Origin of the sequence: Alteromonas sp. OM2203 (genome assembly GCF_048517045.1) — a bacterium.
GTDB classification, from domain to species: domain Bacteria; phylum Pseudomonadota; class Gammaproteobacteria; order Enterobacterales; family Alteromonadaceae; genus Alteromonas; species Alteromonas gracilis.
In genome coordinates this window covers 1,882,788-1,909,413 of sequence record NZ_CP183209.1, presented here as the reverse complement: position 1 = coordinate 1,909,413, position 26,626 = coordinate 1,882,788, and the positions used below count along the sequence as shown (strand labels likewise).

The 26,626-nt window shown below is 44.6% G+C and carries 17 protein-coding genes and 4 tRNA genes; 4 read left to right on the top strand and 17 right to left on the bottom strand.

The annotated features are described in order from the left end of the window. Positions 1-53: 53 nt before the first annotated feature. Entirely contained in the window at positions 54-2,594 is a 2,541-nt protein-coding gene (locus ACM0P2_RS08525) for an Ig-like domain-containing protein (protein WP_159117352.1), read from the bottom strand. A 114-nt stretch (positions 2,595-2,708) separates the two neighbouring features. Here ACM0P2_RS08525 and ACM0P2_RS08520 point away from each other — a divergent pair, with 114 nt between their 5' ends. Then, positions 2,709-4,055, top strand: a complete 1,347-nt coding sequence (locus ACM0P2_RS08520) for a dicarboxylate/amino acid:cation symporter (protein ID WP_105931027.1) — start codon at positions 2,709-2,711, stop codon at positions 4,053-4,055. 182 nt (positions 4,056-4,237) lie between these two features. On the opposite strand, the gene ACM0P2_RS08515 is transcribed toward ACM0P2_RS08520, so the two are convergent. From ACM0P2_RS08515 to dnaQ, 9 genes are all read right to left on the bottom strand, one after another. After that, on the bottom strand, positions 4,238-5,464 hold the full coding sequence (locus ACM0P2_RS08515; protein WP_159117351.1) for a lipoprotein-releasing ABC transporter permease subunit: 1,227 nt from the start codon (positions 5,462-5,464) through the stop codon (positions 4,238-4,240). Beyond that, complete coding sequence (gene lolD / locus ACM0P2_RS08510; protein ID WP_159117350.1) at positions 5,451-6,161, bottom strand: lipoprotein-releasing ABC transporter ATP-binding protein LolD; 711 nt, start codon at positions 6,159-6,161, stop codon at positions 5,451-5,453. The genes ACM0P2_RS08515 and lolD overlap by 14 nt, the downstream gene beginning before the upstream one ends. A gap of 87 nt (positions 6,162-6,248) precedes the next feature. Next, positions 6,249-7,802, bottom strand: coding sequence for an EAL domain-containing protein (locus tag ACM0P2_RS08505; protein WP_159117349.1), 1,554 nt, complete (start codon positions 7,800-7,802; stop codon positions 6,249-6,251). A 301-nt stretch (positions 7,803-8,103) separates the two neighbouring features. Beyond that, positions 8,104-8,180: transfer RNA gene (locus ACM0P2_RS08500), tRNA-Asp, on the bottom strand. A gap of 30 nt (positions 8,181-8,210) precedes the next feature. Continuing rightward, a tRNA-Asp gene (locus ACM0P2_RS08495) sits at positions 8,211-8,287 on the bottom strand. Positions 8,288-8,317: 30 nt separating this feature from the next. Further along, positions 8,318-8,394 (bottom strand) — tRNA-Asp (locus ACM0P2_RS08490). A 30-nt stretch (positions 8,395-8,424) separates the two neighbouring features. Next, a tRNA-Asp gene (locus ACM0P2_RS08485) sits at positions 8,425-8,501 on the bottom strand. Positions 8,502-8,716: 215 nt separating this feature from the next. Next, positions 8,717-10,216, bottom strand: a complete 1,500-nt coding sequence (locus tag ACM0P2_RS08480) for a TIGR03503 family protein (RefSeq protein ID WP_159117348.1) — start codon at positions 10,214-10,216, stop codon at positions 8,717-8,719. 136 nt (positions 10,217-10,352) lie between these two features. Next, positions 10,353-11,057: a DNA polymerase III subunit epsilon gene (dnaQ, locus tag ACM0P2_RS08475; protein ID WP_120959714.1), complete on the bottom strand. Its 705-nt coding sequence runs from the start codon at positions 11,055-11,057 to the stop codon at positions 10,353-10,355. Between the two features lie 97 nt (positions 11,058-11,154). Between dnaQ and rnhA the strand changes: the two genes are divergently transcribed. Beyond that, positions 11,155-11,625, top strand: a complete 471-nt coding sequence (rnhA, locus tag ACM0P2_RS08470; RefSeq protein WP_159117347.1) for a ribonuclease HI — start codon at positions 11,155-11,157, stop codon at positions 11,623-11,625. 211 nt (positions 11,626-11,836) lie between these two features. Here the strand turns inward: rnhA and ACM0P2_RS08465 are convergent, their stop codons facing one another. Next, positions 11,837-12,814 carry an NAD(P)H-quinone oxidoreductase gene (locus ACM0P2_RS08465; RefSeq protein WP_159117346.1) on the bottom strand — a complete coding sequence of 326 codons (978 nt, stop codon included), beginning with the start codon at positions 12,812-12,814 and terminating at the stop codon, positions 11,837-11,839. 152 nt (positions 12,815-12,966) lie between these two features. On the opposite strand from ACM0P2_RS08465, the gene ACM0P2_RS08460 reads away from it, so the two are divergent. Then, on the top strand, positions 12,967-14,160 hold the full coding sequence (locus ACM0P2_RS08460) for a class I SAM-dependent rRNA methyltransferase (protein WP_159117345.1): 1,194 nt from the start codon (positions 12,967-12,969) through the stop codon (positions 14,158-14,160). A 229-nt stretch (positions 14,161-14,389) separates the two neighbouring features. Here ACM0P2_RS08460 and ACM0P2_RS08455 read toward each other — a convergent pair whose 3' ends face one another. The 6 genes from ACM0P2_RS08455 to ACM0P2_RS08430 all read right to left on the bottom strand — a co-directional run bounded on the left by ACM0P2_RS08455 (position 14,390) and on the right by ACM0P2_RS08430 (position 23,426). Next, positions 14,390-14,629, bottom strand: a complete 240-nt coding sequence (locus tag ACM0P2_RS08455) for a DUF2061 domain-containing protein (RefSeq protein ID WP_419227575.1) — start codon at positions 14,627-14,629, stop codon at positions 14,390-14,392. 329 nt (positions 14,630-14,958) lie between these two features. After that, a complete protein-coding gene (locus ACM0P2_RS08450) occupies positions 14,959-15,261 on the bottom strand; it encodes a PilZ domain-containing protein (RefSeq protein WP_120959722.1) in 303 nt (100 codons plus the stop codon). A 185-nt stretch (positions 15,262-15,446) separates the two neighbouring features. Further along, on the bottom strand, positions 15,447-19,454 hold the full coding sequence (hrpA, locus tag ACM0P2_RS08445) for an ATP-dependent RNA helicase HrpA (protein ID WP_159117333.1): 4,008 nt from the start codon (positions 19,452-19,454) through the stop codon (positions 15,447-15,449). 100 nt (positions 19,455-19,554) lie between these two features. Continuing rightward, entirely contained in the window at positions 19,555-20,901 is a 1,347-nt protein-coding gene (locus ACM0P2_RS08440) for a Na+/H+ antiporter NhaC family protein (RefSeq protein ID WP_419227574.1), read from the bottom strand. Between the two features lie 289 nt (positions 20,902-21,190). Beyond that, a complete protein-coding gene (locus ACM0P2_RS08435) occupies positions 21,191-22,465 on the bottom strand; it encodes an AraC family transcriptional regulator ligand-binding domain-containing protein (RefSeq protein ID WP_419227573.1) in 1,275 nt (424 codons plus the stop codon). 49 nt (positions 22,466-22,514) lie between these two features. Then, positions 22,515-23,426: a diguanylate cyclase domain-containing protein gene (locus ACM0P2_RS08430; protein ID WP_159117330.1), complete on the bottom strand. Its 912-nt coding sequence runs from the start codon at positions 23,424-23,426 to the stop codon at positions 22,515-22,517. A gap of 447 nt (positions 23,427-23,873) precedes the next feature. On the opposite strand from ACM0P2_RS08430, the gene ACM0P2_RS08425 reads away from it, so the two are divergent. Next, the gene (locus tag ACM0P2_RS08425) at positions 23,874-26,579 is read left to right on the top strand and encodes a TonB-dependent receptor (RefSeq protein ID WP_419227572.1); all 2,706 of its coding nucleotides are present in this window, start codon (positions 23,874-23,876) and stop codon (positions 26,577-26,579) included. The last annotated feature ends 47 nt before the right edge of the window (positions 26,580-26,626 follow it).

Here is a 26,626-nt window from a genome sequence, read left to right as displayed (position 1 = left end):
AAACCTTGATAAGCCCGTTATTCAACAGAATACCGGGCTTATTTATTTCCAACTTATGGTGCAGGATCTTCTACGGGACACTCACCTGTTCCAAACGGATTAGCAGGGGGGCTTCTTCCTTCATCAGTTATATCATCAGCAAGAATTTCTAATTGATACTTCATAGAAGCTTGAGCTTCACTGCCAGTTGACTGCCCAAACACAGTAATTTCAGCGAAATACCATACCGCGTAGCTTTCAGGGTAGCGGTATTCAAGCTCAGCAAAACCATTTTCGTCCGTTACTCCATTATTGGAAAGAGTTACAGTACCAACGATACCAGGAGTCAATTGCTGGTCTTTATTTAAGTCTTCGCCCTCGTCGAGTATTCCATTATCATTTTCGTCCTCGTTGTCACACTGGAAAATATCTACAACGTTCCAGATCGAGTCTATATCGTTGTATACCCAGCGACCTTTCCAATAAACTCCATCTTCATTGTATTTAACAGGATTTATTGAAGCTGTAAGGTTAACGTCACTAACAGGGCGGCCTGACGAATCTGATACGAATACAGCAAACTTTTTGAGATATGACGTTGTGGAAGGCGTTTCGATTTCATTACCCGTCCCAATAACAATATCAAAAGCTCGCGCCCCAACGGTAAGTGCGACTTCGTCAAAAATTGATTCGTCATCTGCTATCGAAGCAGTAATTATAACAGCCTCATTAGATGACACAGAACCTGAAGTAAACACCGTAGTTGCAATACCCTTGCTATCCGTAGTTGCTTGCGAAGGAGAAACGAAGCCTGTTGACACATCGGATACAGTAAAGTTAACAACGCTGTTTTTTACCAAGTTGTTGTTGGCATCCCTAACAACGGCGCTAATTGTACTCGTTTGCCCATCGGGACCAAGGTTGTCTAATGTCGCATCAGCTATAATGGTAGCCGGCGTGGTTGCAATAAACTCAATTTGAGTAAGTGCTGAAACCAACACATTACCGCTTCCGTCACTTGCAGTTGCCGTGATTGAAGAAATACCAGCATTGTTGGCGCTGATATCGATACTTGCCTGTCCTTCTGCATCGGTTTGTACTGTTGAGTTGCCGTCAATTACGCCACGAGAGGCACTAAATGTCACGTCTCGACCAACCACAGGCGTGTTATTCTGACGCCATTGCACGGTAATGGTTTGCGATTGTCCCAATGGCACCTCTTCTTCCGGCAAATCAACAAAGTTAAATTCATCTTGCTGAACCTGCACCGTAAAGCTTGCTTCAGCATTGAGTGCTGAAGCCGTAATCGTGTCTTGACCTGAAGTCGAAGCCTTATAGGTAACGGTAGCTTGACCATTCGCACCTGTATTTACCGTAGTACTGCTCAATGAACCATTAACAGCGCTGAGCACAACATTTTGATTGAGTATCAAAGTACCGTCCGAGTCCTGTACGCGAATTGTGTAGTCAACACTGTTATTAAGTATTACTGATGATGCTCCGTTGATTGTTACCTCTGTACCGGCGATCGTGATATCAACAGTTTGCGTAAGACTCCCAGCACCTGCTGTAATGGTGATGGTACGGTTTGATTTGTCGTTTTGCGATGTAAGTACAGCCCTCGCTGTGCCATCCGCTGCGGTTTCAGGTTGAATTAATTGAAGCTCAACACCGTCTCCTGTTGCCGCAGAAAAACTCACTTCAACACCTTCCATCAATACGCTTTGTTCATTTTTGACCAGCGCAATAAGCTCCACTTCATCGCTACCGCTCGAGGCAAGCTGAATGCTGTCAGCGAAAAGTTCCAAGGAGGCAGGCTCTTCGCTAACTGTTGTACTTCCTGTCGAGCTGAATGTAGTTGAATCACTCTCACCTGTGGGTAATGTGGCGGTTACCTGACCGTCACCTGACGCACTGCCTACCGTCATCCCGATAGTGGCTACGCCATCCTCGTTAGTCAATGCCGTTGCCGTATCATTAGAGAAAGTGGCTAGGTCGTCGTTGCTTAATGAAAAGGTAAGGAGAAGATCTGCTTGGGGTTCACCTTGAGAGTTAGTAACCGTGGCTACCGCTACCAATGCATTGTTTGTTGATAGGCTGTTGTCGGTTTCGCCCGCTGCGTTCTGCAATGTTAACGCCACGGCAATCGTTGTTGGGTCTACAGTACTCACCGCGGTGGCGGAAAATGTTGTTTTTCCGGTTTCCCCTGAACTCAATGCTGCAGTAATCTCACCATCGCCAGACGCAGTGCTAGCATTAAGGCGAAGCCTTGCTACACCATTTGCGTTTGTTCGTGCTGTGCCTGTGTCGTTGCCAAATTCAGCGAGTTCAGTATTGCTCAGCGTGAACGTTAAAAGCGCATCTGCAAACGGATTACCGTCTTCATCTGTCACCGTTGCGACCGCAAACAAGCTATTGTCTTCTGATAGGTTATTATCGCTCGTTCCGCTTTCGTTCTCTAAGGATAGTGAAATCGTATACGTTGGGGTTGTTGTACCGCCGCCTCCGGTTCCATTGTCCGTATCATCCCGAGAGACTGACGAACCGCCTCCACCACATGCTGTTAGCATAAATATTGCGCTAATTAAGCTTAGCGTTCTCGCTAATGTCGACATAATTCGTTCCTGAACCTCTTTTATTGACAATTGCGTCGTTTTTTATGTTTAAAAATCAACTGAATCTGGCACACTACGGAAGATTAAAAATATAAAAATGCACAGGAAACATTGATGTCTTCAACTGCACATAAGTATAGTTTAACCGCACGTATCTTTATCGGCATGGCTGCCGGTATCTTGACTGGTGTATTTCTCCAATTGTTATTTGATGATAGCGGAGATTTCGCTTTTTCGATATTCGGTTTCGAGTTCTCAACGTATAACATTCTTGTAGAAGGTATATTTTCGACTCTCGGGCAAATATTTATCGCCAGTTTAAAAATGTTGGTCGTTCCGCTTGTCTTTGTTTCTTTGATCTGTGGCACCAGTACCCTTTCTGACCCAAGTAAATTGGGAAGACTTGGTGCAAAGTCCGTCGGGCTGTATGTTGTCACAACGGCAATCGCTATAACACTAGCCATGAGTATAGCTTTGGTAGTGTCTCCAGGTGAAGGGCTAAATTTAACAACACAAACAACATTTGAAGCGAAAGAAGCTCCTAGTTTATCTGACGTTATCGTCAATATGTTCCCAAGCAATCCGATAAATTCGATGGCGCAAGGCAATATGCTTCAAATTATTGTTTTTGCGGTACTCTTTGGTATCGCAATGGCGATGACTGGCGACGCAGGGAAACGCCTGACAGCCATCTTTGAAGACATTAATACCGTTATTATGCGCTTAGTTACTATTATCATGAACCTAGCGCCATATGGCGTATACGTGTTAATGGCAAAGCTCTTTTCAACCATTGGTGGCGAGACCATACTGAGTTTAGCGAAATATTTCTTCTTGGTATTTGGCGTGCTTATTCTTCACGGGCTTGTGACTTACTCTGTATTACTCAAAGCGCTAGCTGGTTTGAACCCGCTAATATTAATGAGAAAAATGCGAGATGCAGCACTTTTCGCCTTCAGCACATCCAGTAGCAGTGCCACACTTCCTGTAACCATGGAAACTGCAAAGAATAAATTAGGTGTAGGTAATTCAGTCTCTTCGTTTACCCTACCGCTAGGTGCGACAATCAATATGGATGGCACTGCCATCATGCAAGGTGTGGCAACCGTGTTCATTGCGCAAGTCTATGCTGTAGATTTGAGTTTGAGCGATTACATGATGGTAGTGCTTACTGCTACCCTAGCCTCTATTGGTACCGCTGGCGTGCCGGGCGTGGGGCTTATTATGCTTGCCATGGTGTTGCAACAGGTAAACCTGCCCGTTGAAGGTATTGCCCTTATTATCGGTGTAGACAGACTGCTCGATATGACCCGCACCGCGGTTAACATCACTGGCGATTGTATGGTGTCGTGCGTAGTGGCAAAGAGCGAGGGCGCGCTAGATGAGAGTGTTTATAACGATCCGAAAGCGGGCTTGAAACAAGAAGACGTGGATTTCGAGCACTTTGAGAAAAACCAATAGCAGAAGTTTGAAAATCTAGCTAAAAAAAGGCCAGCGTCGCTGGCCTTTTCTAAAATTAAATAACCATCTACCCTGATAGCTTAACACCGAAGCCAAGTCGTTTTTCCTGAGAGCCATCCTAGGTCCCGAGAGCCTGCCAAAAATTTTCCCTTAAAACTATTAAGTGCAAGCAATTCAAACTTTTAATGAAGCGCAGAAGATGGCGAAATGTTTACAGCTTTCTGTGCAGGATACAGGGTAGCCCCTACGCTCAAGAACATAGCAACAACAATGGTTACAAGAACATCTTGCCAATGCAGGCTCGACGGCAAGAAGTCAATGAAATAGATGTCGCCAGACAATATTTCCACGCCCAACCCTGACTCAATAACACGTACAATATCTGAAAGATTAGGCGCGACTAAAAGCGCAAGTGTCACCCCTACCGTTATCCCGATAAAACCGTTTATAACGCCCTGTAGTACAAATGCATTGCGAATTAAGCTGTCGCTGGCACCCATTGTTTTTAAAATAGCGATAGACGCCTGCTTCTCTCTAACCGCCATAACCAGAGACGAGACGATATTGAAGCATGCAACGGCTATTACTAACGATAATGCAATATAGACAACCGCTCTTACTAATTGGATATCGCTGTACAAATGCCCCTGAGTGCGTGTCCAGTCAGACATATACACCGCTTGTGGATAGCTGTACCCAATATCGCGCATGGTGTCATAAGCAGAAAAAGGGTCCCTCAACGTAAACTGCAGACCTTGTGCTTTAGATGATATCCCAATGGCATTTGAGGCAGTCTCAAGGTGCATGAGGCCTAGCTGGTTATCAAGTTCTCCCCCCACCGACAGTACCCCCGCTATTTCAAGTGTAATAGCACGCGGGGCTTTGAATGTGAGATCGTGCGTGGTTTGAGGAATAAGAACCTGCACTTTATCACCAACTTGAAGGCCCATTGAGGAGAAAATTCCTTTTCCAACAATCAAACTGTTACTTTGACGGCTAAACCTCAGCCAATCTTGCGTTGACACTCTTTCAGCATATTTATCCGCTACTTGTTCAACGGAAATACCGGTAACACTGATCGCCTTTAGCTCTCCATTCGACTGAAGCATGCCTGTAAGGCCGGTATAAGGCGTCACACTTGCTAAGCGACTATCCTGAGAAAAGCGATATAGCTGCGCTTCAAGATTTTCAATACCACTTTCGCTTTTGCTGTAAATTTCACCGTGAGGAACCACGCTCAATATTCTGCCGGTAAGCTCTTTTTCAAAGCCGTTCATCACGCTAAGTAACACGATTAAAACGAAACATCCAAGCCCTATGCCAATGGTAGAAGACATTGAGATAAAAGATATAAAGCGCTGTTGGGACCGGGTTTTCCTAAACTTTTGCGCAAGTTCAAGGGCGAGCATTATGGCTCTCCTTTGGCATGACTTCACTTGCTAGACGGCCATCTTTTATTTTTAACACCCTATCCATTTTACCCGCTAACGCTATGTCATGGGTCACAACGACAAAAGCAGTACCTTTTTTTTCACTCAAGTTTTTAAGCAGTTTATAGATTTGCTCTCCGGTGGAATCATCAAGATTTCCCGTTGGCTCGTCAGCTAAAACAACAGAAGGCTCTGTAACCAAAGCGCGAGCAATGGCTACTCGTTGGCGCTCACCGCCAGACATGGCAGAGGGTAAATGGTCGAAGCGATGTGATAAGCCCACTTCTTCCAGCATATCTCTTGCTTTAGCCTCAGCATGCTTTGATGAAAGACCTCTGATACGAAGGGGCATTGCCACGTTTTCCAGAGCTGTAAATTCACCAAGCAAATGATGGAATTGATAAATAAACCCCATTTCGTCGTTGCGAAGTTTTGCCAAAGCATTACTTGATAACTGATTAAGCGCCTTACCTTTAAACTCAACGTCACCGGTTGATGGTTTATCCAAACCACCTAGAATATGCAAAAGTGTACTTTTTCCTGAGCCTGAGCTCCCTAATATTGCGACATGCTCGCCTGCTTTAATCGCGAGAGAGACATCATGTAGAACGGGCGTGGCGTTGCTACCGTCTTGGTAGGTTTTATTGATATTGCGGCAAATTAGCACGTCTTGCATGCGACTGTTCTTCTAAGTTTTTCAGGCGGTTAATGGTAGCGTTAAACACTACCAACACCAACCGAAAAATGACAGTCATAAAACGCGTTAGAGGGTCTCTTGAACGGTTTTTGCAAGTGCATTGACTGATTGTGGCTTACCGAATAACCAACCTTGCCCAAAACCAATCTTTAACCCTTTCAGTTCATTAAGCTGTTCAAGGTTTTCCACGCCTTCCGCTATCAACTCTACATTGAGGCCATCTGCAATACTTACGATATGGGGAATAAGTGACGAGCGGATGCTGTTTTCTTCCATATCCATGACAAAACTTCGATCAATTTTTAGATAATCACAGTTTAATGTTTTTAACTGTCCTAAATTCGAATACCCAACCCCAAAATCATCAATAGCAAATAGGAAACCTTTGCTTTTTAGTGACTTAATATGTTTTGCTGCGCTTTGCGTTGCTATTTGCTCGTCTTCGGTTATTTCTAACACTAACTTGAAATTTTTAATGTTCATATCAAGAACAAAATCTAAGTTGAGGCAACTGTCGCGGGTAAAATCGAACGGAAATAAGTTGAACGACACTTTAAACCCCTCGGGAATATCGGGGTTATCGTTAAGATCGTTCATGGCTTTGGTTATCATGTCGATGGTGAATTCCCACGTCATGTCTTGCTCTTTTATTTGGGGAATAAATTCATCCGGGTATATTGGCCCAAACTCGTCTTTATAACGGCTTAATACTTCACAGCCAATAACTTTACCAGACTGTAAGTCTACAAATGGTTGATAAAGTGAGTAAAATCTGTGTTCTCGCAGCCCTTTACTCACTCTTGATTCTAATGAACGTCTTCGCCTTAAATAGTTAAACGTTATCATATGTGTGAGTGCTGCCGTCATTAGCATCACGAAAACAAATAGCACAAGCTTTCCAAGATGAAGATCTAACACTCTTCCGTGATCAGATTTAACCTGAAGGCATGTACTGGTATAACGTTCATCACACAAAATAAACTGTAATGAGAAATACCCGGTGCGTGCATCCATGTCCTGCTGACTAAGTGTCGAGTCCACTAAAACTGGGTTTCCAGCCATGTGATAAAATTGGTCACCGTTGTAAAAAAGCTGCCAGTCCTGGATATAACTGTAGCCAATGATACTATCCATATCTAACACGGCATTGTAACGACCTCGTTTTACAATAGTCCCTGTCGCTTGCTTGTCAAAAAGCTGCAGCGGCGTATTGATCCAAAACGCATCATCAAGCTTGGTATAAAAATCGGGCTCGTCTGTCGCTAACGGCTCCTCTAAAATGCCCAGATAGGTGCTGCAAACAAGCGCATTTTCTTCATAAAAACCTATTTCTTTTACAAAACGAGAGCGAAAGAGCGTTTTTCTCATTTCAGCTAGGTTGTCTTTGCCACACGATTCGTATGGAAGTGCATTGAGGTAGTCTAATGTTATTTCTGCATCTCTAAAAACAGCACGCACATTATTGAGAATCTCTGATGCACGGTTTTCTTCCTGCTCTCGAACAAACAGAAACATAACAGCGCCAAGCAGCAGTGTCACAGCTGCTACACTGATTAATGAAACGAGAATGGCTTTTAGGTTATCTGCAAGAAAATACTGTTTTTGTTCGCTTTTTGTCATAAGTCTTTGCTTCTAGAACATGCAGAGCGTAACTCTAGTACATCTGTGAAAAAAAGCATTACGACTTTAGCGCATATTATACTAGCCCGCATAGATAAGTATTATTTCTAATTTGTCAGTTTTAATGAAAAAAATCGGTAAAGCAGAATTTTATAAACGGGAACTGGGATTAAAAATTCAATGGAAGTATAGAGTAAAGCATAAAGTAATACTTTGGGCGTAGACTACTGTTTTCGAGTGGGCTTTTGCTTTGAAAATAAGGATGACATTTCTGAGGAGGATATCTAAAGGCTTCCAAAAATGGCGGAGCGGACGGGACTCGAACCCGCGACCCCCGGCGTGACAGGCCGGTATTCTAACCAACTGAACTACCGCTCCGCATTATGGGAAGCGCGCATATTCGATTAATGGCGGAGCGGACGGGACTCGAACCCGCGACCCCCGGCGTGACAGGCCGGTATTCTAACCAACTGAACTACCGCTCCACATAATCGAGATTGCGCTGTATAACTAAATGGCGGAGCGGACGGGACTCGAACCCGCGACCCCCGGCGTGACAGGCCGGTATTCTAACCAACTGAACTACCGCTCCGAAGACCTTTTAGTTATACCATTGAAAGAGTGGCGGAGCGGACGGGACTCGAACCCGCGACCCCCGGCGTGACAGGCCGGTATTCTAACCAACTGAACTACCGCTCCACATCTTCAATGTTATCAGTTAGTTGACTTGGCTTATGTTGCCCTGTCCCCTGACTGCGGCGCAGATAATACGTATTCCCCCATGTGGAGTCAACGCTTTTTATTAATAAAATTGTCATCTGCGGTTTGTTTGCCTGTTAAATAAGCATTATGTCGAAATAAAATTCAATGTGGATAAATTAGCGACGGTGATTCTCTTATATAAATCGATTTGACTAAGCGCCGTCAGAATTTTTCTTCTTTTTAAACATGCCCAATATTTTTTTGAAGCCCTTAGGCTGTGCTTCCATTGTAATATCCGCATCAGTTGTTTGTGTGGGCTGCTTAACCGCAGCTTTCATCGTTGAACTTGATTTAGCAGTACTTCTTTTCTTACGCACAACAATAATCACAACCGCTGCAATAACACCAATAAGAACAATTGAGCCATTAACGACAACCAACAACAGCGTTAAGGTGCCTTCATCAATTTCATCTTCATCAATAGCACTATCTTCAATCACTGTGTTATCGGCCATTGGCGCAATGATAGGTGCGCTTCCGTCAACTATCGGGTCTTCCCCATTTATTAACGGGTCTTCAACTTCAGGCTCTACCGGTCCTTCCGCTACAAAACTAAATTCAGGCACATCTAAAATAAAGTCTCTTCCATCAACGGTAGCACCGTATGCGGTAACTTTTACGCGGAAAATGCCTCTTTCGTAAGCTACAATAAGATGCTCTCGTGGTTCGCTACCTCCCTCAGTAAGAGAGAAGTTCTGCATGTCTGCATTAGGGAACTTAACTTTTCCGTCCACCAACAAAGATTCGATGTCTACCAATTCCCTATTAACGTCAATAATAATTTTATGATAGCCATCACCGCCACCATTCATCTCGACATTAATTGACACAGGGTTGTCATGAAGCACGATAGGCGTGCCCTCTTCCTCTCGGGTATACATAGGCGTAGTGACTCTGAAGACAGGTTTCCATTCGCCAGCGGCAACTTTTAAATTAAATTGCCCTGTGAAAATACCGTCGGCGGGTCGCTCGTCCATTCCCCTCCCATCATCGCGAAAGGTGGCGATAGTCTGATCTCCAGTTCCAAAGTTACCAAAATTAGGGTTGTTGGTACTTTTAAACTCAATATCAAGCTCCACGACGTCTCTGAATTGTTTATGCTCAATTTTTTTACCGTTATTGGTAAGGTAGGCCGTTGATTTCAGGATTTCACCAGCAAACAGTATCTCAGGCAGAGGGTCTGCGTGAAGTTCAATATTCGATAAAACCATGACTCGACTTTCTGGTAGCACTTGGCCGACTGCCTGCCATGGCCCTGGTACCGGATCTTTTATTGTGATCATGTCAAAGGTATCAGAATCAAACCACTGGACCTTTTCTTCATCGAAACGCCCTTGAAATAGCTTTGAGCCATCGGGTCTAACTAAAACGACAGGGGCGGAGCCATACTCGCGAAAGAAAACCATGGTGATTTCCTTTATATTGTAGTCAACGCGGAAACGATTCTGTAAGAGCTTGATCGAATTCGTGTAGTCGTCGCCTAGCTCGGTAAGCACAGACGTGTCGACAGACTGATTATTTTCTTGAGTAGTTTGAAGCACGCTGTCAGCAAGCTGACGCGCAGCGTCTCGCTCATCTTCTTGAGACTGTGCTGCAGCAATAGAGTAAATCAATGATGCTAAAATAATTACCCAATAAAACCACACTCTCACGCTACGCTGCTCCTGCACTCTAATGGTGTGTTAAATATGATGTGAAATAGCAAATACCCGTCCGCATCGACTACGAACATTTTAACTCTCGCTGACTGAGTAATTATCTATGCGAACTAGTATTAGACCCCTCTTCTTACTGAGGACGCCATAGACATTTCCCCCCCGCCTTTTCAACAATATCTAAGCGAGCTTCATGCTGTGTTAACTCATCGGCGGTAGCTTTAACAACCTTTAATTTATTTGCACTGCGAACGACTCTGCGAATTGCAGTAGAGTCAGTCTCACTGCCTCCTGATGATGCGAGTTTTAATTTAGTTTGGCCACCGGTCATCAACAGATAAACATCGGCGAGTATCTCAGCATCGAGTAAGGCCCCGTGGAGGGTACGGTGGCTGTTGTCTATGCCGTAACGCTTACACAGTGCATCAAGGTTATTTTTCTGCCCAGGATGCATTTGGCGAGCAAGGGTAAGTGTATCCAGAACATCGCAAATTTTGCTGGTAATAACGCCCGACGTTGACGCCTCCATTTTGAATTCATGATCCATGAAGCCCACGTCGAACGGCGCGTTGTGAATAACCAGCTGAGCACCTTTGATGAAACTAACAAATTCTTGAGCAACTTGTGAAAACGTTGGCTTATCGGCAAGAAATTCGTTGGTAATACCGTGAACTTCAATAGCCTCTTGCTCTATGTGGCGACCAGGGTTGATATACACATGAAAGTGATTCCCCGTTAATCGGCGGTTTACTAACTCAACACAGCCAATTTCGATAATACGGTGGCCTTCTTTGGGGTCAATACCAGTGGTTTCAGTATCGAGTACAATTTGGCGCATGGAACCTCTACTATAATTACGCTTTCATTTTTTGATAGTATATCAACCCCTTCGCAATCCGCTAAGGGAAAAGACAAGATAAATTAAAGGAAGCGTTGTGGCTCAAAAAACCATCCATATATACACCGACGGTTCGTGTTTAGGTAATCCGGGGCCCGGCGGCTACGGTGCCGTACTCATTTATAAACAGCATAAAAAAGAGTTGAGCGACGGTTTTTCACATACTACAAACAACCGAATGGAGCTTCTCGCGCCTATCGAAGCACTTAATAGTCTTACTGAACCATGTAAAGTAGAACTTACTACCGACAGTCAATACGTAAAAAATGGTATTAATCAGTGGATCCATAACTGGCGTAAGAATGGCTGGCGTACCTCAGATAAAAAGCCAGTAAAAAACGCGGATTTGTGGAAGCGTTTGGATGAAGCGGTTAAAAAGCATGATGTAAATTGGCATTGGGTAAAGGGCCATTCTGGCCACCCGGAAAACGAACGTTGCGATGATTTAGCAAGAGGCGCCGCAGAGGCTAACCCTACGAAGGTAGATGAGGGTTTCGTCAGTAATTAGCATGAGCACAAGGGCTTAGCATGATCACAAAGGCAAAACGTTTTGGATTGAAATTACCTCATGCCCCTTTCAACTGATAACGATTTTGCCCAACCTTATCTATCTTTAGAAAGAAAGTGGGGCGATATCTCACATGAGATAACGCTCCTTTGAATACCCTAATACCCTCTCTATTTTTGACGCTGGCAAGCAGGCTTCCCAATAGTCTCCCCTACCAAGAAACCACTAATTTCCCTTGGGTATCATTATTTTCTAATCTGGCATGGGTCTTACTGACGTCATCAATATGATAATGTGTATCAATATTTACTTTTAACTCACCACTTTCGAACGCGGGTAGGCACACAGCCGCAAAATTTCGAATAAGCTCCGCCTTATAATCATCACTGCGATTTCGCAGCGTAGTGCCAATGATTGAGGCACGCTTTCCAAGCAACAACGCCATATCGAGATTATCTGCATAACGTCCTGCCAGCATGGCAAGATTAACCACTTTGCCGTCTTGTTTAAGCACTTTTAGATTGCGATTAAGGTAGTCTCCTCCCACCATGTCCAGCACCATATCTACACCTTCGGGCCATGCATTGTTGAGCACTTCATCGAACGCTTGTTGTTTGTAATTTATTATGTGTTCCGCACCATTTTGCTCACACAGCGACAGTTTCTCTTTGCTCGATGCCGTTACTGCGCTATGTACTCCCCAATAGCGACATAATTGCGTAGCCGCCAAACCAACACCGCTAGCACCGCCGTGAATGAGAGCACGCTGAGCAGGTTTAATGTGAGCTATGGCACGCAAGCATTGAAATGCAGTAAGGAACACCTCGGTAAGACCGGCAGCTTCGAAAAATGGCATTCCTTCAGGGATAGACATAAGGTGAGCGGGGTTTACCAAAACTTCTGTTGCGTATCCGCCACCTGCAACTAAGCCAAAGACCTTATCCCCTTCTTTAAACGTACTTACATCACTGGCGACTTCAGAGACCACGCCCGCGACTTCTAAACCTAAAATTTCACTCTCTCCTGGCGGTGGCGGGTATTTTCCCTGACGCTGAAGTGTATCGGCTCTGTTTACCCCAAACGCCTTTACGTCTACTTTTACTTTACCCTCTGACAAGGAGTAGCCTTGACGTTCATTTACGGTCAGCGCCTCGGGTTTGCATCCTTTTTCGAAATTCACATAGTGCATAGTGATAACTTATCCTTTTCAACAAAAGATTCGGTACGTATTTTCTTGACGAACAGTTTGGGTTTCTTTCGAGTTTATTCAACACAGAGCACACGAAATTGCGTATAATCGCGGCTATTCGCAGTACCGCATAACATATTACGAGAGCCCATATGTCAGCACAGGTTATATTACAACCATCTAGAGATAAATCACTACGCCGCAAACACCCTTGGGTTTTCGAAAGCGCCGTGGCTGAGTTAAAAGGACGGGCTCGCGTTGGCGATACGGTAGACGTGTACGATTCAGAAGGCGACTGGTTAGGCAAAGGCGCATATTCGCCAGAATCAAAAATCCGCGTTCGCATGTGGACGTTTAAGAAAGAGGAAAGCATTGATAATGGTTTCTTTCTGCGCCGTCTAGAAACCGCTTTAACATTGCGTAAACGCCTTTTTGACCCGAGTAAAACCAATGCCTTTCGTTGGGTTGCCTCAGAGAGTGATGGCCTTCCCGGGGTAACAATAGACCTTTACGACAATGTCGCCGTAGTTCAACTGTTAAGCGCTGGCGGTGAGAAACACAGAGATAAAATAGTCTGGGCTATCACCAAGCTTATGCCCGACATTCACATCTATGAGCGAAGCGATGTGGATGTACGCAAAAAAGAAGGGTTAGAGCCTGTGACAGGCGTACTTCATGGCGAACCGCCCATGCAGGTAACGGTTTTAGAAAACGGCATCAACATTGTAGTGGATATCGAAAACGGCCATAAGACGGGTTTTTATTTAGACCAACGAGACAGTCGTGCAGCCGCCGCTCATTACGCAAAAGACGCAGACGTACTTAATTGCTTTAGCTATACAGGTACGTTTTCATGCTACGCCCTATCAGGCGGCGCAAACTCGGTGACCAACGTCGACGTGTCTCAACCAGCGCTAGATTTGGCTAAACATCACATTGCAATAAATGGTTTAGACGAAAACAAAGCGCAATATATCAATAAAGATGTGTTTAAAGCGCTTCGCGAGTATCACGAACAAGGTAAGCAGTTTGATATGGTTATTCTTGACCCACCGAAGTTTGTAGATAGTAAAGCAACGTTGAATCGCGCTGCGCGCGGATATAAAGATATCAACATGTACGGCATCCACGCAGTCAAGCCTGGCGGGCTGCTGCTTACGTTTAGCTGTTCTGGGCTAATGCCTGCCGATCTCTTTCAAAAGGTCGTCGCCGATGCCGCGCTCGACGCAGGTCGTACCATAAAGATCATCGCACGTTTAAATCAAGCGTCAGACCACCCTATTATCGGAACTTACCCAGAAGGGTATTACCTAAAAGGGCTGGTATGTGAAGTAACCGACGATTGATACAAAAGCGCCTGTACAGAATATGCACAGGCGCACGTTTATGCTCGTTATTGAAAGAAAATCTTCTCATTGAACGCCGCTGGGCAACACTACATTAGGATGCGAACGTAATACCAGTCCGCATAGATAATTACCCACTCAGCGAGAGTTACAATGTTCGTAATCGCGGCGTGTTACCGCAGGTATAGTGGTTCTACATCAAGGTAACACAACAAAGATTACGGACATTTTAAACTCGCCCTTCGGGAAGGTCTGGCAAGCTTCCTAGCTTCATACCCTTAAATGACGACCCTTCTTTTCGTGCTTCTAACTTTTTCCAAACCATTTCGTGAAAGTAAAATGCAACCGTATTAATTGATGGCTCTACAAGCGCAACGGCTCCACCGACTACAACGCTGCCAGTAAGTAAATAAGCGACGGTAAACGCTACGGTAAAGTGCATAACGGCAAAAGTTATAGTTTTCTTCATAGTGATAACTCTCTTTACGTTGAAATCAGGATGCTTTCTTAATATTGAGAATTATTATCAATTAGAGATTAATTAGAAAATAGAAAAAATTAAACGCGCTATTCGTTTAAGTAGATGAAAGTGTAGATACTCATTGAAGAGCGAAGAACGTTTACTTTGATAGGACAACGCAGTAACAGAACAGCGTTGCAATAGAACAGCCTAATTTTGCCATTCCCTAAACGCGGAAACGAAGACGCGCAACGACAACACTACATAAAGGCAAAAGTAGCATAGCGGCAATCACGAAGGCGAAGCGAAAGCCTCGCCAAAACATATGCGAAGCTCTTTTATTTCATCTGCGAAATTTCAACGCCTATGATACAGCTCGATTCTGATTCAGGCTCGCAACGTACTACGGTTGCTAACGCTGCTAGAGAAGGTATTTGTGAGCTCGAAGATTCGATCGCAACGCTTACTTGTGTACCTACTTCAATTGAAGGTTCATCTACCTCTAACGACATACCCGTAGCACTGATATCTTTACACAATGCCTGCATGGTCCGGCTCGACTCATCGTCAGTTATTTGCAACTGACACGGCGAATTTACCATCATCCTGAAAAAATTTCGCTTATCGTCGTATCCCAACATCTCTACTTCTCCTGATTTTTAGCACTTCGCTTACGACTACATCTGTTGTTATAGGGGGATGCGCATAACTTGTCAATCTAACTGTTCAATATTTATTCAACAAAACTAAAAACCCTTGATTCCTATTGCTTTGAAGTCAATTCAAACGAATGAGGTAAACTGGCTATATTAAGAAGGAATAGCTCCTAAAAGTCAGCGAGATACAAGGTGATCCGTTTGGCTGATATTGGATAAGCAGTTCCCAACTGTTGGGCGAATAAAGAAACCCTTAACTCCTCTATCATCCAGCGCACATCAAGCAGGTCTTGAGGTACTTTACCTTTTGGATATTTCGCACACGCCTTTTCCCACTCTTTAATAGACTTTTCTACCGTAGCCTGGTGCATTCTGTCTTTGTTCGGATCAATAGGTAATTTCTCAAGACGGCGAGCAAGTCCTTTAATATATCGGTTCCAGTCATCGAGCCTTGACTCACCAATCTCTGAAACAAAACCAGGGAAAACTAACGATGCCAAGTGCGCTTTACAATCACCTAACGCATTAATCATGGTCAAAGGCACATTACCTTTCATTTGCTTTTGACATTGGTGAGCAAGGGTTAACCCTTGTTCAACCTGTTGTGCTATCTCTAATACTTTGTCGTTGATATTCGCACGTGCAATGTCTAAACATGCTTCAAAATCAGCTTTATTGCGGATATCTGTATTATTAGCTTTGCTATACTCGGTCACTATGGCATCAATGCCAGCAAAAATGCAGTCATCGATTAACGCTTTTATCTGGCCAAACGGATTAAAATACAGGCCGAGTTTAGCTTTATTGGGGAGCTTGCTTTGCAGGTAGTTAAGTGGCGATGGCATGGCATTTTTAATCAACACATTAACGCCCTGTTTGTGCAGTACTTGAGCCTTGTCTGCCTCTTCAATTAGAGCAATGTCGACCTTTTCACCTTTTTGAACCAGTGCAGGGAAAGCTTGCACTTCAAATCCACCGACTTTTTGAACGAACGTTTCAGGTAAGCTTTCAAAATCCCATTGCTCTATGTTGCTACGCTCTAATTCTGGGGTCGCGGCCTTCTCAAAAGTTTGCTTCACCTGTCCTGCGCACTGCTGTTTGAGTGCATGAAGATCATCGCCTTTGGCAATATCGTCACCGCTGTCATTGACCACGGCGAAGTGCATTTTTAAATGCTTATCAAGCTGTGACAGGTTCCACTCTTCGCTTTCAATAACGACTCCTGTCATTTTGCGCAATTTATCGGTAACGGCATCAAGTATAGGTATGGGGCGGTTGTTCTTGTCTGTCTCGCTTATATCAGCTAGGCACGCCTCTGCAAAGTTGGGGGCCGGAACAAAATTGCGGCGAAGGCGTTTCGGCAAGGTTTTAATTAAACCAACGATTAGATCGTGCCTCAACCCCAGCACCAACCAGTCGAATCCGACGTTATCTACTTGGTTAAGCACAGGCAGGGGAATAACTACGGTAACACCATCATCTTCAGCGTTGGGCTCAAAGTTGTAGCGCAGCGGTAAAGTAATGTTGCCTTGACGCCATACATCCGGAAAAGCATTGGCTACCGATTGACCTGGCTGCTGACGATAAACGTCTTCTTCTTTAAAAGTTAAGCCGTCATTGCTACCGTGCTGTCTAAACCATTTTTTAAACGCAGCATCGTTGTTCGCTTCAACAGGAATACGCTTAGCGTAAAAACTAACTAGTTCCTCGTCATCAACAATGAGGTCGCGCCGACGGGTCTTTTGTTCAAACTCATCCGCTTGTTCAAGTAACGCCTGATTATCTTGCAAAAAGCTATAATTTAGCTTGGTATTACCTTCAACCAAGGCCTCTCGAATAAACAACTCGTGACAGATTGCCGGGTCGATGAGACTGTATACCTTGGCCCGCTTCATGACGATTGGCAGGCCAAACAGCGTAACTTTTTCAAACGCGATAACCGCTCCGCGCTTTTTTGACCAGTGCGGTTCTGAATAACTTCTTTGCACCACGTGTTCGGCCAAGGGCTCAACCCATGCAGGGTCTATTTTCGCCACTACTCGGGCAAAGAGCTTAGACGTTTCAACGAGTTCGGCCGCCATCACCCATTTTGGCTGGGACTTTGATAAGCCAGAACCAGGAAAAATAAGGAAGCGAGAATTGCGCGACCCCATGTACTCGCGCTCTTTGTCTTTAAAGCCCATGTGTGACAGCAAACCGCTGGCAATGGCTTGGTGAATAGCCTGATAGTCTGCTTCTTGCTTGGAAATACCAAAACCAAGCTCAGCGATAGATTTTTTAAGCTGGCTCACAATGTCCTGCCATTCACGCATGCGCAGATAGTTAATAAAGTTCTGCTTACACCATTTACGTAATTGGTTTTGACTAAGCGAATTTTGTTGCTCTCTGAACGCTACCCACAAGTTGTAAAGACTTATAAAGTCAGAGTCTTTGTCGTGGTATTCACTGTGTTTCTCATCTGCTTGCTGGCGTTTTTCCTGCGGGCGCTCTCGAGGGTCTTGGATAGAAAGTCCCGCCGCTATCACCATCACTTCACTTAATGCGTTAGTGCGTTCGGCCTCAATCACCATACGTGCATAGCGCGGGTCGATAGGCAATCGTGCCACTTGGCGCCCTAACGAAGTAAGCTGCATTTTGCCTTGCTGTTTGCCCTTCCCTTTAGTTATTGCCTGAATTTCTTCAAGCAGGCGAAAGCCATCGTTAATATTGCGATTGTCCGGTGGCTGAACAAAAGGAAAAGCGGCAATATCACCTAAGCCCAAGGCGAGCATTTGCAAAATAACCGATGCTAAGTTGGTACGCAGAATTTCAGGGTCGGTAAATTCTGGACGCCCTAAATAATCGTCTTCACTGTATAAACGAATACAAATACCGTCTGAAACACGGCCGCATCGTCCTGCCCGCTGGTTTGCTGATGCCTGTGATATTGGCTCAATAGGTAGGCGCTGCACTTTGCTTCTGGCGCTGTATCGTGAAATACGCGCAAAGCCTGGGTCTATAACGTATTTGATACCAGGCACAGTTAACGAGGTTTCTGCTACGTTGGTAGCAAGCACGATTCGTCTGCCGCTGTGTGACTGGAAAATACGGTTTTGCTCTGCAGCCGATAGCCTTGCGTAAAGGGGCACGATTTCAGTATTGCGATAATGCTGCTTGCTAAGCGCATCCTGCGTGTCCCTGATTTCACGCTCGCCGCTTAAAAACACCAAAATATCACCTGGTGCTTCGCGCATAAGTTCGTCAACGGCATGGACGATAGCATCGCTTTGGTCCATGTCCTCATCAATATCTTCAGGGGCGTGATAGCGAATTTCTACCGGATAAGTACGACCGCTTACTTCGATAATTGGCGCATTATTGAAGTGCTTTGAAAAGCGTTCAGGATCGATAGTAGCAGACGTTATGATAAGCTTTAACTCAGGGCGCTTATCTAAAAGCTGACGCAAATAGCCCAGTAAGAAGTCGATATTAAGGCTACGCTCGTGAGCTTCATCGATTATGATAGTATCGTACTGATTTAAGAAACGATCTTGCTGCATTTCAGCAAGCAGCATACCGTCAGTCATCAGTTTTACGTAGCTTCGCTCACTGACCTGATCGCTAAAGCGAATTTTAAAACCTACCTTCTCACCTAAAGGGGTATTTAGCTCTTCGGCAATGCGGGTAGCAACACTTCGCGCCGCCAATCGTCTAGGCTGGGTATGGGCAATCATGCCGCTAACACCACGGCCTAATTCCAAGCAAATTTTTGGCAACTGGGTGGTTTTACCTGAACCGGTTTCACCAGCAACAATCACTACCTGATTATTAGCAATGGCCTCTTTGATATCTTCTTTCTTATCGCTTACCGGCAGCGGTGGGTACTCTATCTTGGGTAAATTGGCCTTCCGCCAAGTGCGCTTTTCTATCGATGCTTCAATATCGGCGTTTAGCTTTTCAAACTGCGCCCGTAAACTGTCTTCGTTAAGCACACTCTCGTTTTGTGATCCTTCACTGGCAGGCTTAAGCGTGCTTTTATTTACCGAACCGCCGTTTTTGGCTTGCTCTTTATTACCTAAAGACGCGCCATTTGCTTTTTGCATAAGTTGCATTATGCGGCGCTTTAGACGAAATTTATCGGCGCTTAAGCAGTCATCAAGTTTGTTATAGAGAGGTTTTATTGCAAGTGGTGAAGACAAAGTTGCATCCTACAGAGTTTTTCTATACGTCAATAAATTTCGGGCGGTGATCCTAGAAGATACCGCCCTAAAAAGCTAGTGTGTTAAGCGTTACGTGATTTTAAGCGCTTTGGGTTAGTTCATCGTCTTGTGGAGTTTTAAAACGGGGGAATCCAAACCAAATCGCCGCTACGCCAAACACAAATATGAGCATGGGGTACCAGCAGTAAGGCGTGATGGCTAAAGGTGAAATCCCCACTACCGCGGCAGCACTTAATAGCTGCGCTCCGTAGGGCACTAAACCTTGAAAACTGCAGGAAAAGATATCCAGTAACGATGCGGTACGACGAGGGTCAACGCCGTACTTTTTATTCAAATCTTTAGCAATCGGACCTGCGGTAACAATCGCGATAGTATTGTTTGCGGTGGTAATATCTAGAAAGCTGACTAAACCAGCAATACTAAACTCTGCACCCTTTTTAGACGTCACTCTGCGAGTTAAACGTTCAATTAACCAGGCAATGCCACCATTAGCGTGCATAAGCGCTACAATGCCGCCTATGGTAATAGCAATCATCGCCAAGTCTTGCATCCAGCCCATCCCCTTTTGAATGCTTTGCATCATCGAAAGCATGGTAAAGCTTTCTTGCACCAATCCAACCACACAGGCACTAGCAATACCAACCGCCAAAACGCTGATAACATTAAATCCGGTAAGCGCGAAAGCAATGATGCACAAATAAGGAACTATGCGCCAGAAATCATAGCTGCCACCCTCAACGATACCTGATGTGTCTACATCGACCATAAGCAGTAACCCCATGGTGACGATGCAGGCTGGCACGGCAACCATTAAGTTCGCCCTAAACTTATCTTTAAGATGCACTCCTTGGGTACGCGTTGCAGCAATGGTGGTATCTGACACGAACGACAAGTTATCACCAAACATAGCGCCACCTACGACAATACCTAGCGCCATTTCCACCGGCAGACCTAAGCTTGTGGCAAGGCCCGCGCCTATAGGAGATAACGCGGTAATGGTGCCCATCGACGTGCCCATAGAGAATGATATAAAACAGCAAATCAAAAACAGGCCTGGCAATATCAGTGCCGAGGGCACAAATTGCAGCGCCATATTCACCGTGGCATCTCGTGCACCAATATCAATGGTTACCGCATAAAACGCGCCAGCCAATAGGAATATGAGCACCAACAGAATAATATTTTTATCACCGCCCCCTTTACAAAAAGTCTGAACTTTTTCAGAGAAGCTAATCTTTTTTCCTTTCGGATTTAAACACAAGCCATACCCAGCGCTTATAAAAAACGCCACTAAAATTGGCATTGCTGTAATGTCGTTCGTAGTGATCCCAGTAACGACAACAAGAACCACGAAAAGCAGTATTGGCGTTAGACCCATCGCATTGGGCAATACAGAAGGTGGTGAAGTAGCGTTATTTTCGCGCACAGGAAAACTCTCTTTTGATTTTATACTTATCTACAATTGATTAGCGACAACGGTGCCGTCTTGGATTTGGCCTTTCTGGATCGCAAATAAACAGACAATCTAAGCACTTAAGACCTTTACACGCATGGTTTGCTGCAGCCTTAGCGGATTTTACGTCAATTTTTTACGTCAATAATATAGCGCAATGAACATTGCGTCTTTCATAATTTAAAAACGTAAAAAAACATAAGCGGGAGAGGATAAAAGTTTTTAGCGCTATTGAAAAGGGAATTACTCGGGTTTACACAAGTTACGTGTTTAAGAGTCTTAGCTCACTCGGGGTTTTGCCCGTTAGCCGCTTAATTGTACGGCGAAAATTAGGTAAATCGTTGATACCCATTTTACTGGCCGCCTCTTCGTTATTGGCTTTATATACAGACAGCAAAATCAATGCGTAGTTGCGCCAGACTTCTTCTGATAATTGACGATAGCTGGTATTAAACTCTTTCAACTTGCGCTTGAGTGTAGCTGGGCTAATGGTTAACTTTTCGGCAAGCTCGGGCAGAGCACTGCCCGAATGCCCCGATCTTATCGATTGGTAAACATGACTTCTTACATAGTCAGGAAGTGAGATAAGTGGGGAAAGTGTGAGGCCAGCATGCGTTGCTAATGCAGGCTCATTGGTCATATCCGATGCACTATCAATAGACGCTGACAGTGATTCATGTAACGCGCTTTTTTCAAAACTAATGCTGCTGACTGGACAATTAAAGGTAAGTTTAAGCCCTAAATGGGTTTCAAAATCAGCGATATTTTTTGGCCGAGGGCAGGTAAAAGAAAAAGAAGCCGGAACGCGTTGTTTACCGATGCCTTTTAAAAGTGCAATTAAGGTGGCAAATCCTATTTCGCTCACAAACTGTGCCATTTTCACATTGGCCGGGGTGAACAGAGGGACCAAAATTATCTTACCGTGAATATCAAAGCGCTGATATTGACATAAGGGCATACTGCTCCAACGAAATGCCTGATGCTGTACAAGGTGAGTCAGCAGTTCCTGCAGCGTATCGCAGGTTTGCAAAACGTGTAAAGGGCTGCGCAACCACTGAGAGGCTAACGCATTGCCCAGTAGAAAGCTGACGTCTGCGCCTTTTGTTTGACTTTGAACATTGGCAAGTAGCGACTGGTATTGTTTAATACTGATCAAAGAATTAGGCTGCAGCGTGTCTTCAAAAATACCTGTGCCCCTGAACAACTTGTTTTTGTTCGCGCCACGGGTAATTGAAACGTCAAGTACAGCCTTAACCAGCCAATAACCCGCAATGACCTTATCGTGTATTGACTGCACAACATCAGAACTAACAAAGACATCCACGCAAAATGCATCGACATTATCTTTTGTAGTGTTTTTTACTGAGTCTTTTGCTGTGTTTTTTGCAGAGCCCCCCATACCAGCATTGCGTTTTACGTCAACATCCATTGAAGCTAGCTCAGACGAACGCTTCTTGTTCTCACAATGTGTATCGCTGCCGTCATCGAGTAATGACGGTGTCGCTCCTACGGTAAAACTTGGTACGCTCAATTCCATCTGGTCTTTACTGCGCTAAATTTCGTTTTTTTATTCATTATATTGTCGATTACGCGGCGCTTTTTTGGGGCCGTTCAAGTTCAAAAAGCATTGCGTTTAAGACTGCGGAAAGCTTCTGATTGGGCAACAGCGTTACGCGTGTACTTCGGGCCGTCGTATAAATCGCATTAGCGTTTAAATTGTGTCTGAAAGCGAGATGCTGAATACTGACCTTTATCTCATTAATAATGATATCGGCCTGTGTCGACGACACATCCGGTAAAAGAATAGCAAAGCGATCGCCAGCATAGCGGCAGGCTAGGTCATGTTGACGCAAGTTCATTACCACTAGCTGGGCAATCTCGTGGAGATACCGGTCTCCTTCCGCGTATCCATATTGCTGATTAAACACGGAGAAATTGTTGATATCTATGATGGCGAGCACAGCGGTTTTATTAACTTGCTGGAGCTTGTGAATTTGTTCTTTCCAGTATTCTGCTCGATAAAGCTGGGTTATCGGGTCAATTTTGTCATGATCGCGATAGTCCCATTCACGGCGTCTTAGCTGCAAATTGAGCGCTCTCTGTTCAAGATGCCACTGGTAAAGGGCAGCTGTCATAACCACCATGCCAACGGCTGCAGGATAAGACTCAATCATGCTTATCCAATGCGCACTTTCAGGGTAATGTAAAAACTCATCCAAAAAATCTAAGGTAGCCGAGAACAAGAAGAATCCCAGCCCAAAAACAAGAAGGCTTGTAACTTTACCTGGCGGTCGGCTGGCAAGTGCTGCGAGTATCCAAGCAAGCGTTAGTAAGACGATGCTTCCCTCCCCTACGATATCTAACCCTGAAATGTTAGCACTTTGTTTAGCGTTACCGACAGAAAATGATAAACACATAGCAAATGCGACAACGCTAATGGTAAATGCGAGCCACAATTTATGATGTCCAAACTGGGTGTTATTGGTAAAGGTAAACATAATGCCTCTTGGTATCTCTTAATAATTTGCACACTGCAAGCTGTTCTGCTGTTGATAAGCGCGCTAAATTGCGTAGACCTTGATAGTCAAACGCAGAAAAATCGTTATCAAATGCCGCCACGAAGCGTTGACTTTTCAAGGTTGAAGCGTGGAGTCTTGCCTAAATAAGTTCGCAGTGTCGAGGGTCAGTTTGGCTCATCAATGTGACATCTTCATGGCAAATATTTCTACCCCTGTCTTTATTTCGCAAAAAAACCATTAAAATCAAAATCATAAGAAAGGGTCAATTTAGCTCAAAAAATTCTTGTCGCTAGGGTTTTAACCGGTACGTCTTTTTACAAACATCAAATCGTCATATAACTGTCATGCGGGATTCTTAGGGTACTCTCTCGTTAACTTAGCACTTACTAAACACTCCTTTTGACTGCTTAATTGATTGGAAAACAAATGAAAATTAAAACCGCGTACTCTTCTCTTGCACTTGCTTGCGTTACGGCACTAGGCCTAAGCATTGCTTCACCTGCTATGGCGGCTGATGGTGTTATTATTGGCTCAGTAAAAGATGCCGCCAAGGCTCGAAGCTATGCCGGCGCACGAATTAAACTTATTGAGCTAGGCCTTACCACTGAAGCAGGCAGAGACGGCACGTTTCGCTTTCCTTCTATTCCTGAAGGCACCTACACCCTAGAAATCTCTTATCTTGGTGAAGATACCGTCACGCAAACGATTAACGTGACAGACAATGGTATTGCCCGCGCTGCCGTCGAATTTGGTAACGGCGATACCATTGATGAGATTTTGGTGCGAGGTCAACGAAGCGGACAAGCAAGCGCCATCAACCAGCAGCGCGTATCTGACCGTATCTCATCTATTGTTTCGGCAGACGCTATCGGTCAATTTCCTGACCAAAATGCTGCTGAATCCCTACAACGTCTGCCCGGGCTCTCTATAGAACGTGACCAAGGCGAAGGTCGCTTTGTAGGAATTCGCGGTATCGACCCCAACCTCAATAACGTAACCATCAACGGTTTGAATATTCCTTCTCCAGAGTCTGGCGTGCGCTCTGTTGCCCTTGACGTTATTCCATCTGAACTCATCCAAACATTAGAAGTATCGAAATCTGTTACACCAGATATGGACGGCGACGCCATTGGTGGCTCGGTGGCGGTTAAAAGCGTAAGCGCCTTTGATAAAGCCCGTGATACTGCAAGCGTTACCGTTCAAGCAAGTCAAAATGATTTAGTGGATAAAACCAGTCCAAAGCTGTCCGGTACCTTTACTAAAAAGCTTTCATCTGAGTGGGGTGTTGCCGGCGCTATCTCTTACTTTGACAGAGACTTTGGTTCGGATAACGTTGAAAGCAATGGTGATGACGAGCTTGAGCAACGCGACTACACAATCACTCGCGAACGTTTAGGTAGTGCGCTGAACATTGATTTTCGTCCCGACTTCAACAACCAGTATTTCCTTCGCACACTATATAGTGAATTTTCTGATGACGAATACCGTCAGGGCAACATTTTCACTTTTGACGGTGAAGACTCGGAAATAGAAAGAGAAAGTAAAGATCGTTACGAAAGCCAAAGTATCTTTACTGTGGCACTAGGTGGTGAGCATCAGTTAGAGACGTGGAGAGCAAACTGGCAACTTGGCTATGCAAAGTCTGATGAAGACGAACCAGACGCTTTGTACTATGTATTTAAAACAGAAAACGACAGCATTAACGCTGATTTAAACACCATGCGCCCAACAGTGTCGCAAAACGCTGATGCCATGGACTTATCTACCTATGAAGTAGATGAAATCAGTTTTGAAGATAACTACACCAAAGATACCGAAACCAGTATTAAATTTGACGCATCACGCCCTGTTAACCTGGGTGGATACATTGGTGAATTCAAATTCGGTTCAAAATACCGCAGCCGAGAAAAAGACAGAGACAGCAGCATCACGATTTTTGATGGTGACTTTGACGGGCTAGATGCCTCTCAGTTTGGTACTGCTAGCCCAGAGTATGCACTCGGTGACTTCGGTCCAGGGCTTAATCGCGGCGTTATGCGCAGCTACTTTAACGATAACCGCTCCAGCCTTGAAGTAGACAGCCTTAATTCAGAAGTTGAATCTCGCGGTGCCACATATGTAAATGAAGAAGATATTTTTGCCGCCTACGTGATGGGCAGCGTTGATATTGAAAAGCTTCACTTGGTCGCCGGTGTTCGCTATGAGCGTACCGACTTTTCAACGTCAGGCATGCGCGTAGAGCTTGTTGAAAACGAACAAACCGATGTAGAAGAAGTGGTCAACACACCATGGGAAGCTGAGCGCGATTATGACTATTGGCTACCGAGTGTAAACGCCAGATATACGTTTTCTGATAAGCTACAGCTTCGTGCTGCCTACACGCAAACCATTTCACGTCCAAAATTTGAAGATGTGGCTGCGTTTCAAATTATCGAAAGTAAAACCGAAGAAGACGATGGCGTATTCGTTACGGAACGTGAGGCAGAAGTGGGGAACCCAGAGCTTCAGCCTTATGAAGCGCAAAATGTTGACTTGTCACTTGAATACTACCCTGGTGACATTGGTGTAATTTCAGCAGGATTGTTCTATAAGAATATCGACAACTTTGTTGTGTACGCAGATGTTGCAGGTACCACCGGCTGGGAAGGCTTTGAAGAAGTTATTCAGCCAATTAATGGCGACTCTGCTGACTTAACTGGTTTGGAACTTTCTTGGGTCAAAGCCTTCAATAACGGGTTTATTGTATCTGCCAACGCAACGTTCACCGACTCTGAGGCCACCACATTCTTAGATGGCGAAACGTTCGAAACTCAGTTACCTAACCAATCAGATCGCATTAGTAACTTAACCATTGGTTACGAAGCGAATGATTTCAGCGTACGTCTTGCCACCACGTATAAAAGTGAAAACTTTGAAGAAATTGATGGTGATATGTTGAGATTTGAAGATGACCACGTACAGATTGATTTCATGGCCCGTTATTACATTAACGACAGCATGCAGGTGTATTTCAACGGCATTAACCTAGGTGACGAGCCTTTCTATAACTACTTTGATACGCGTAGTCAAAACGCGCAGTACGAAGAGTATGGCCGTACCTTCGAGCTAGGTTTTACTTGGCAGCTTAACTAGTCACTTTTATTTGTTGTTAATGTTCAGATGTTCGCAAGCTTCTATCA

Coding starts and splice junctions, on each gene's coding strand:
- ACM0P2_RS08515 (WP_159117351.1), bottom strand. CDS start 5,464: ATGCTCGCCCTTGAACTTGCGCAAAAGTTTAGGAAAACCCGGTCCCAA.
- dnaQ (WP_120959714.1), bottom strand. CDS start 11,057: ATGCGCCAAATTGTACTCGATACTGAAACCACTGGTATTGACCCCAAA.
- ACM0P2_RS08455 (WP_419227575.1), bottom strand. CDS start 14,629: ATGAAGAAAACTATAACTTTTGCCGTTATGCACTTTACCGTAGCGTTT.
- ACM0P2_RS08505 (WP_159117349.1), bottom strand. CDS start 7,802: ATGACAAAAAGCGAACAAAAACAGTATTTTCTTGCAGATAACCTAAAA.
- ACM0P2_RS08520 (WP_105931027.1), top strand. CDS start 2,709: ATGTCTTCAACTGCACATAAGTATAGTTTAACCGCACGTATCTTTATC.
- lolD (WP_159117350.1), bottom strand. CDS start 6,161: ATGCAAGACGTGCTAATTTGCCGCAATATCAATAAAACCTACCAAGAC.
- ACM0P2_RS08430 (WP_159117330.1), bottom strand. CDS start 23,426: ATGTTTACCTTTACCAATAACACCCAGTTTGGACATCATAAATTGTGG.
- ACM0P2_RS08450 (WP_120959722.1), bottom strand. CDS start 15,261: ATGTTGGGATACGACGATAAGCGAAATTTTTTCAGGATGATGGTAAAT.
- ACM0P2_RS08525 (WP_159117352.1), bottom strand. CDS start 2,594: ATGTCGACATTAGCGAGAACGCTAAGCTTAATTAGCGCAATATTTATG.
- ACM0P2_RS08460 (WP_159117345.1), top strand. CDS start 12,967: ATGTCAGCACAGGTTATATTACAACCATCTAGAGATAAATCACTACGC.
- ACM0P2_RS08435 (WP_419227573.1), bottom strand. CDS start 22,465: ATGGAATTGAGCGTACCAAGTTTTACCGTAGGAGCGACACCGTCATTA.
- ACM0P2_RS08465 (WP_159117346.1), bottom strand. CDS start 12,814: ATGCACTATGTGAATTTCGAAAAAGGATGCAAACCCGAGGCGCTGACC.
- ACM0P2_RS08425 (WP_419227572.1), top strand. CDS start 23,874: ATGAAAATTAAAACCGCGTACTCTTCTCTTGCACTTGCTTGCGTTACG.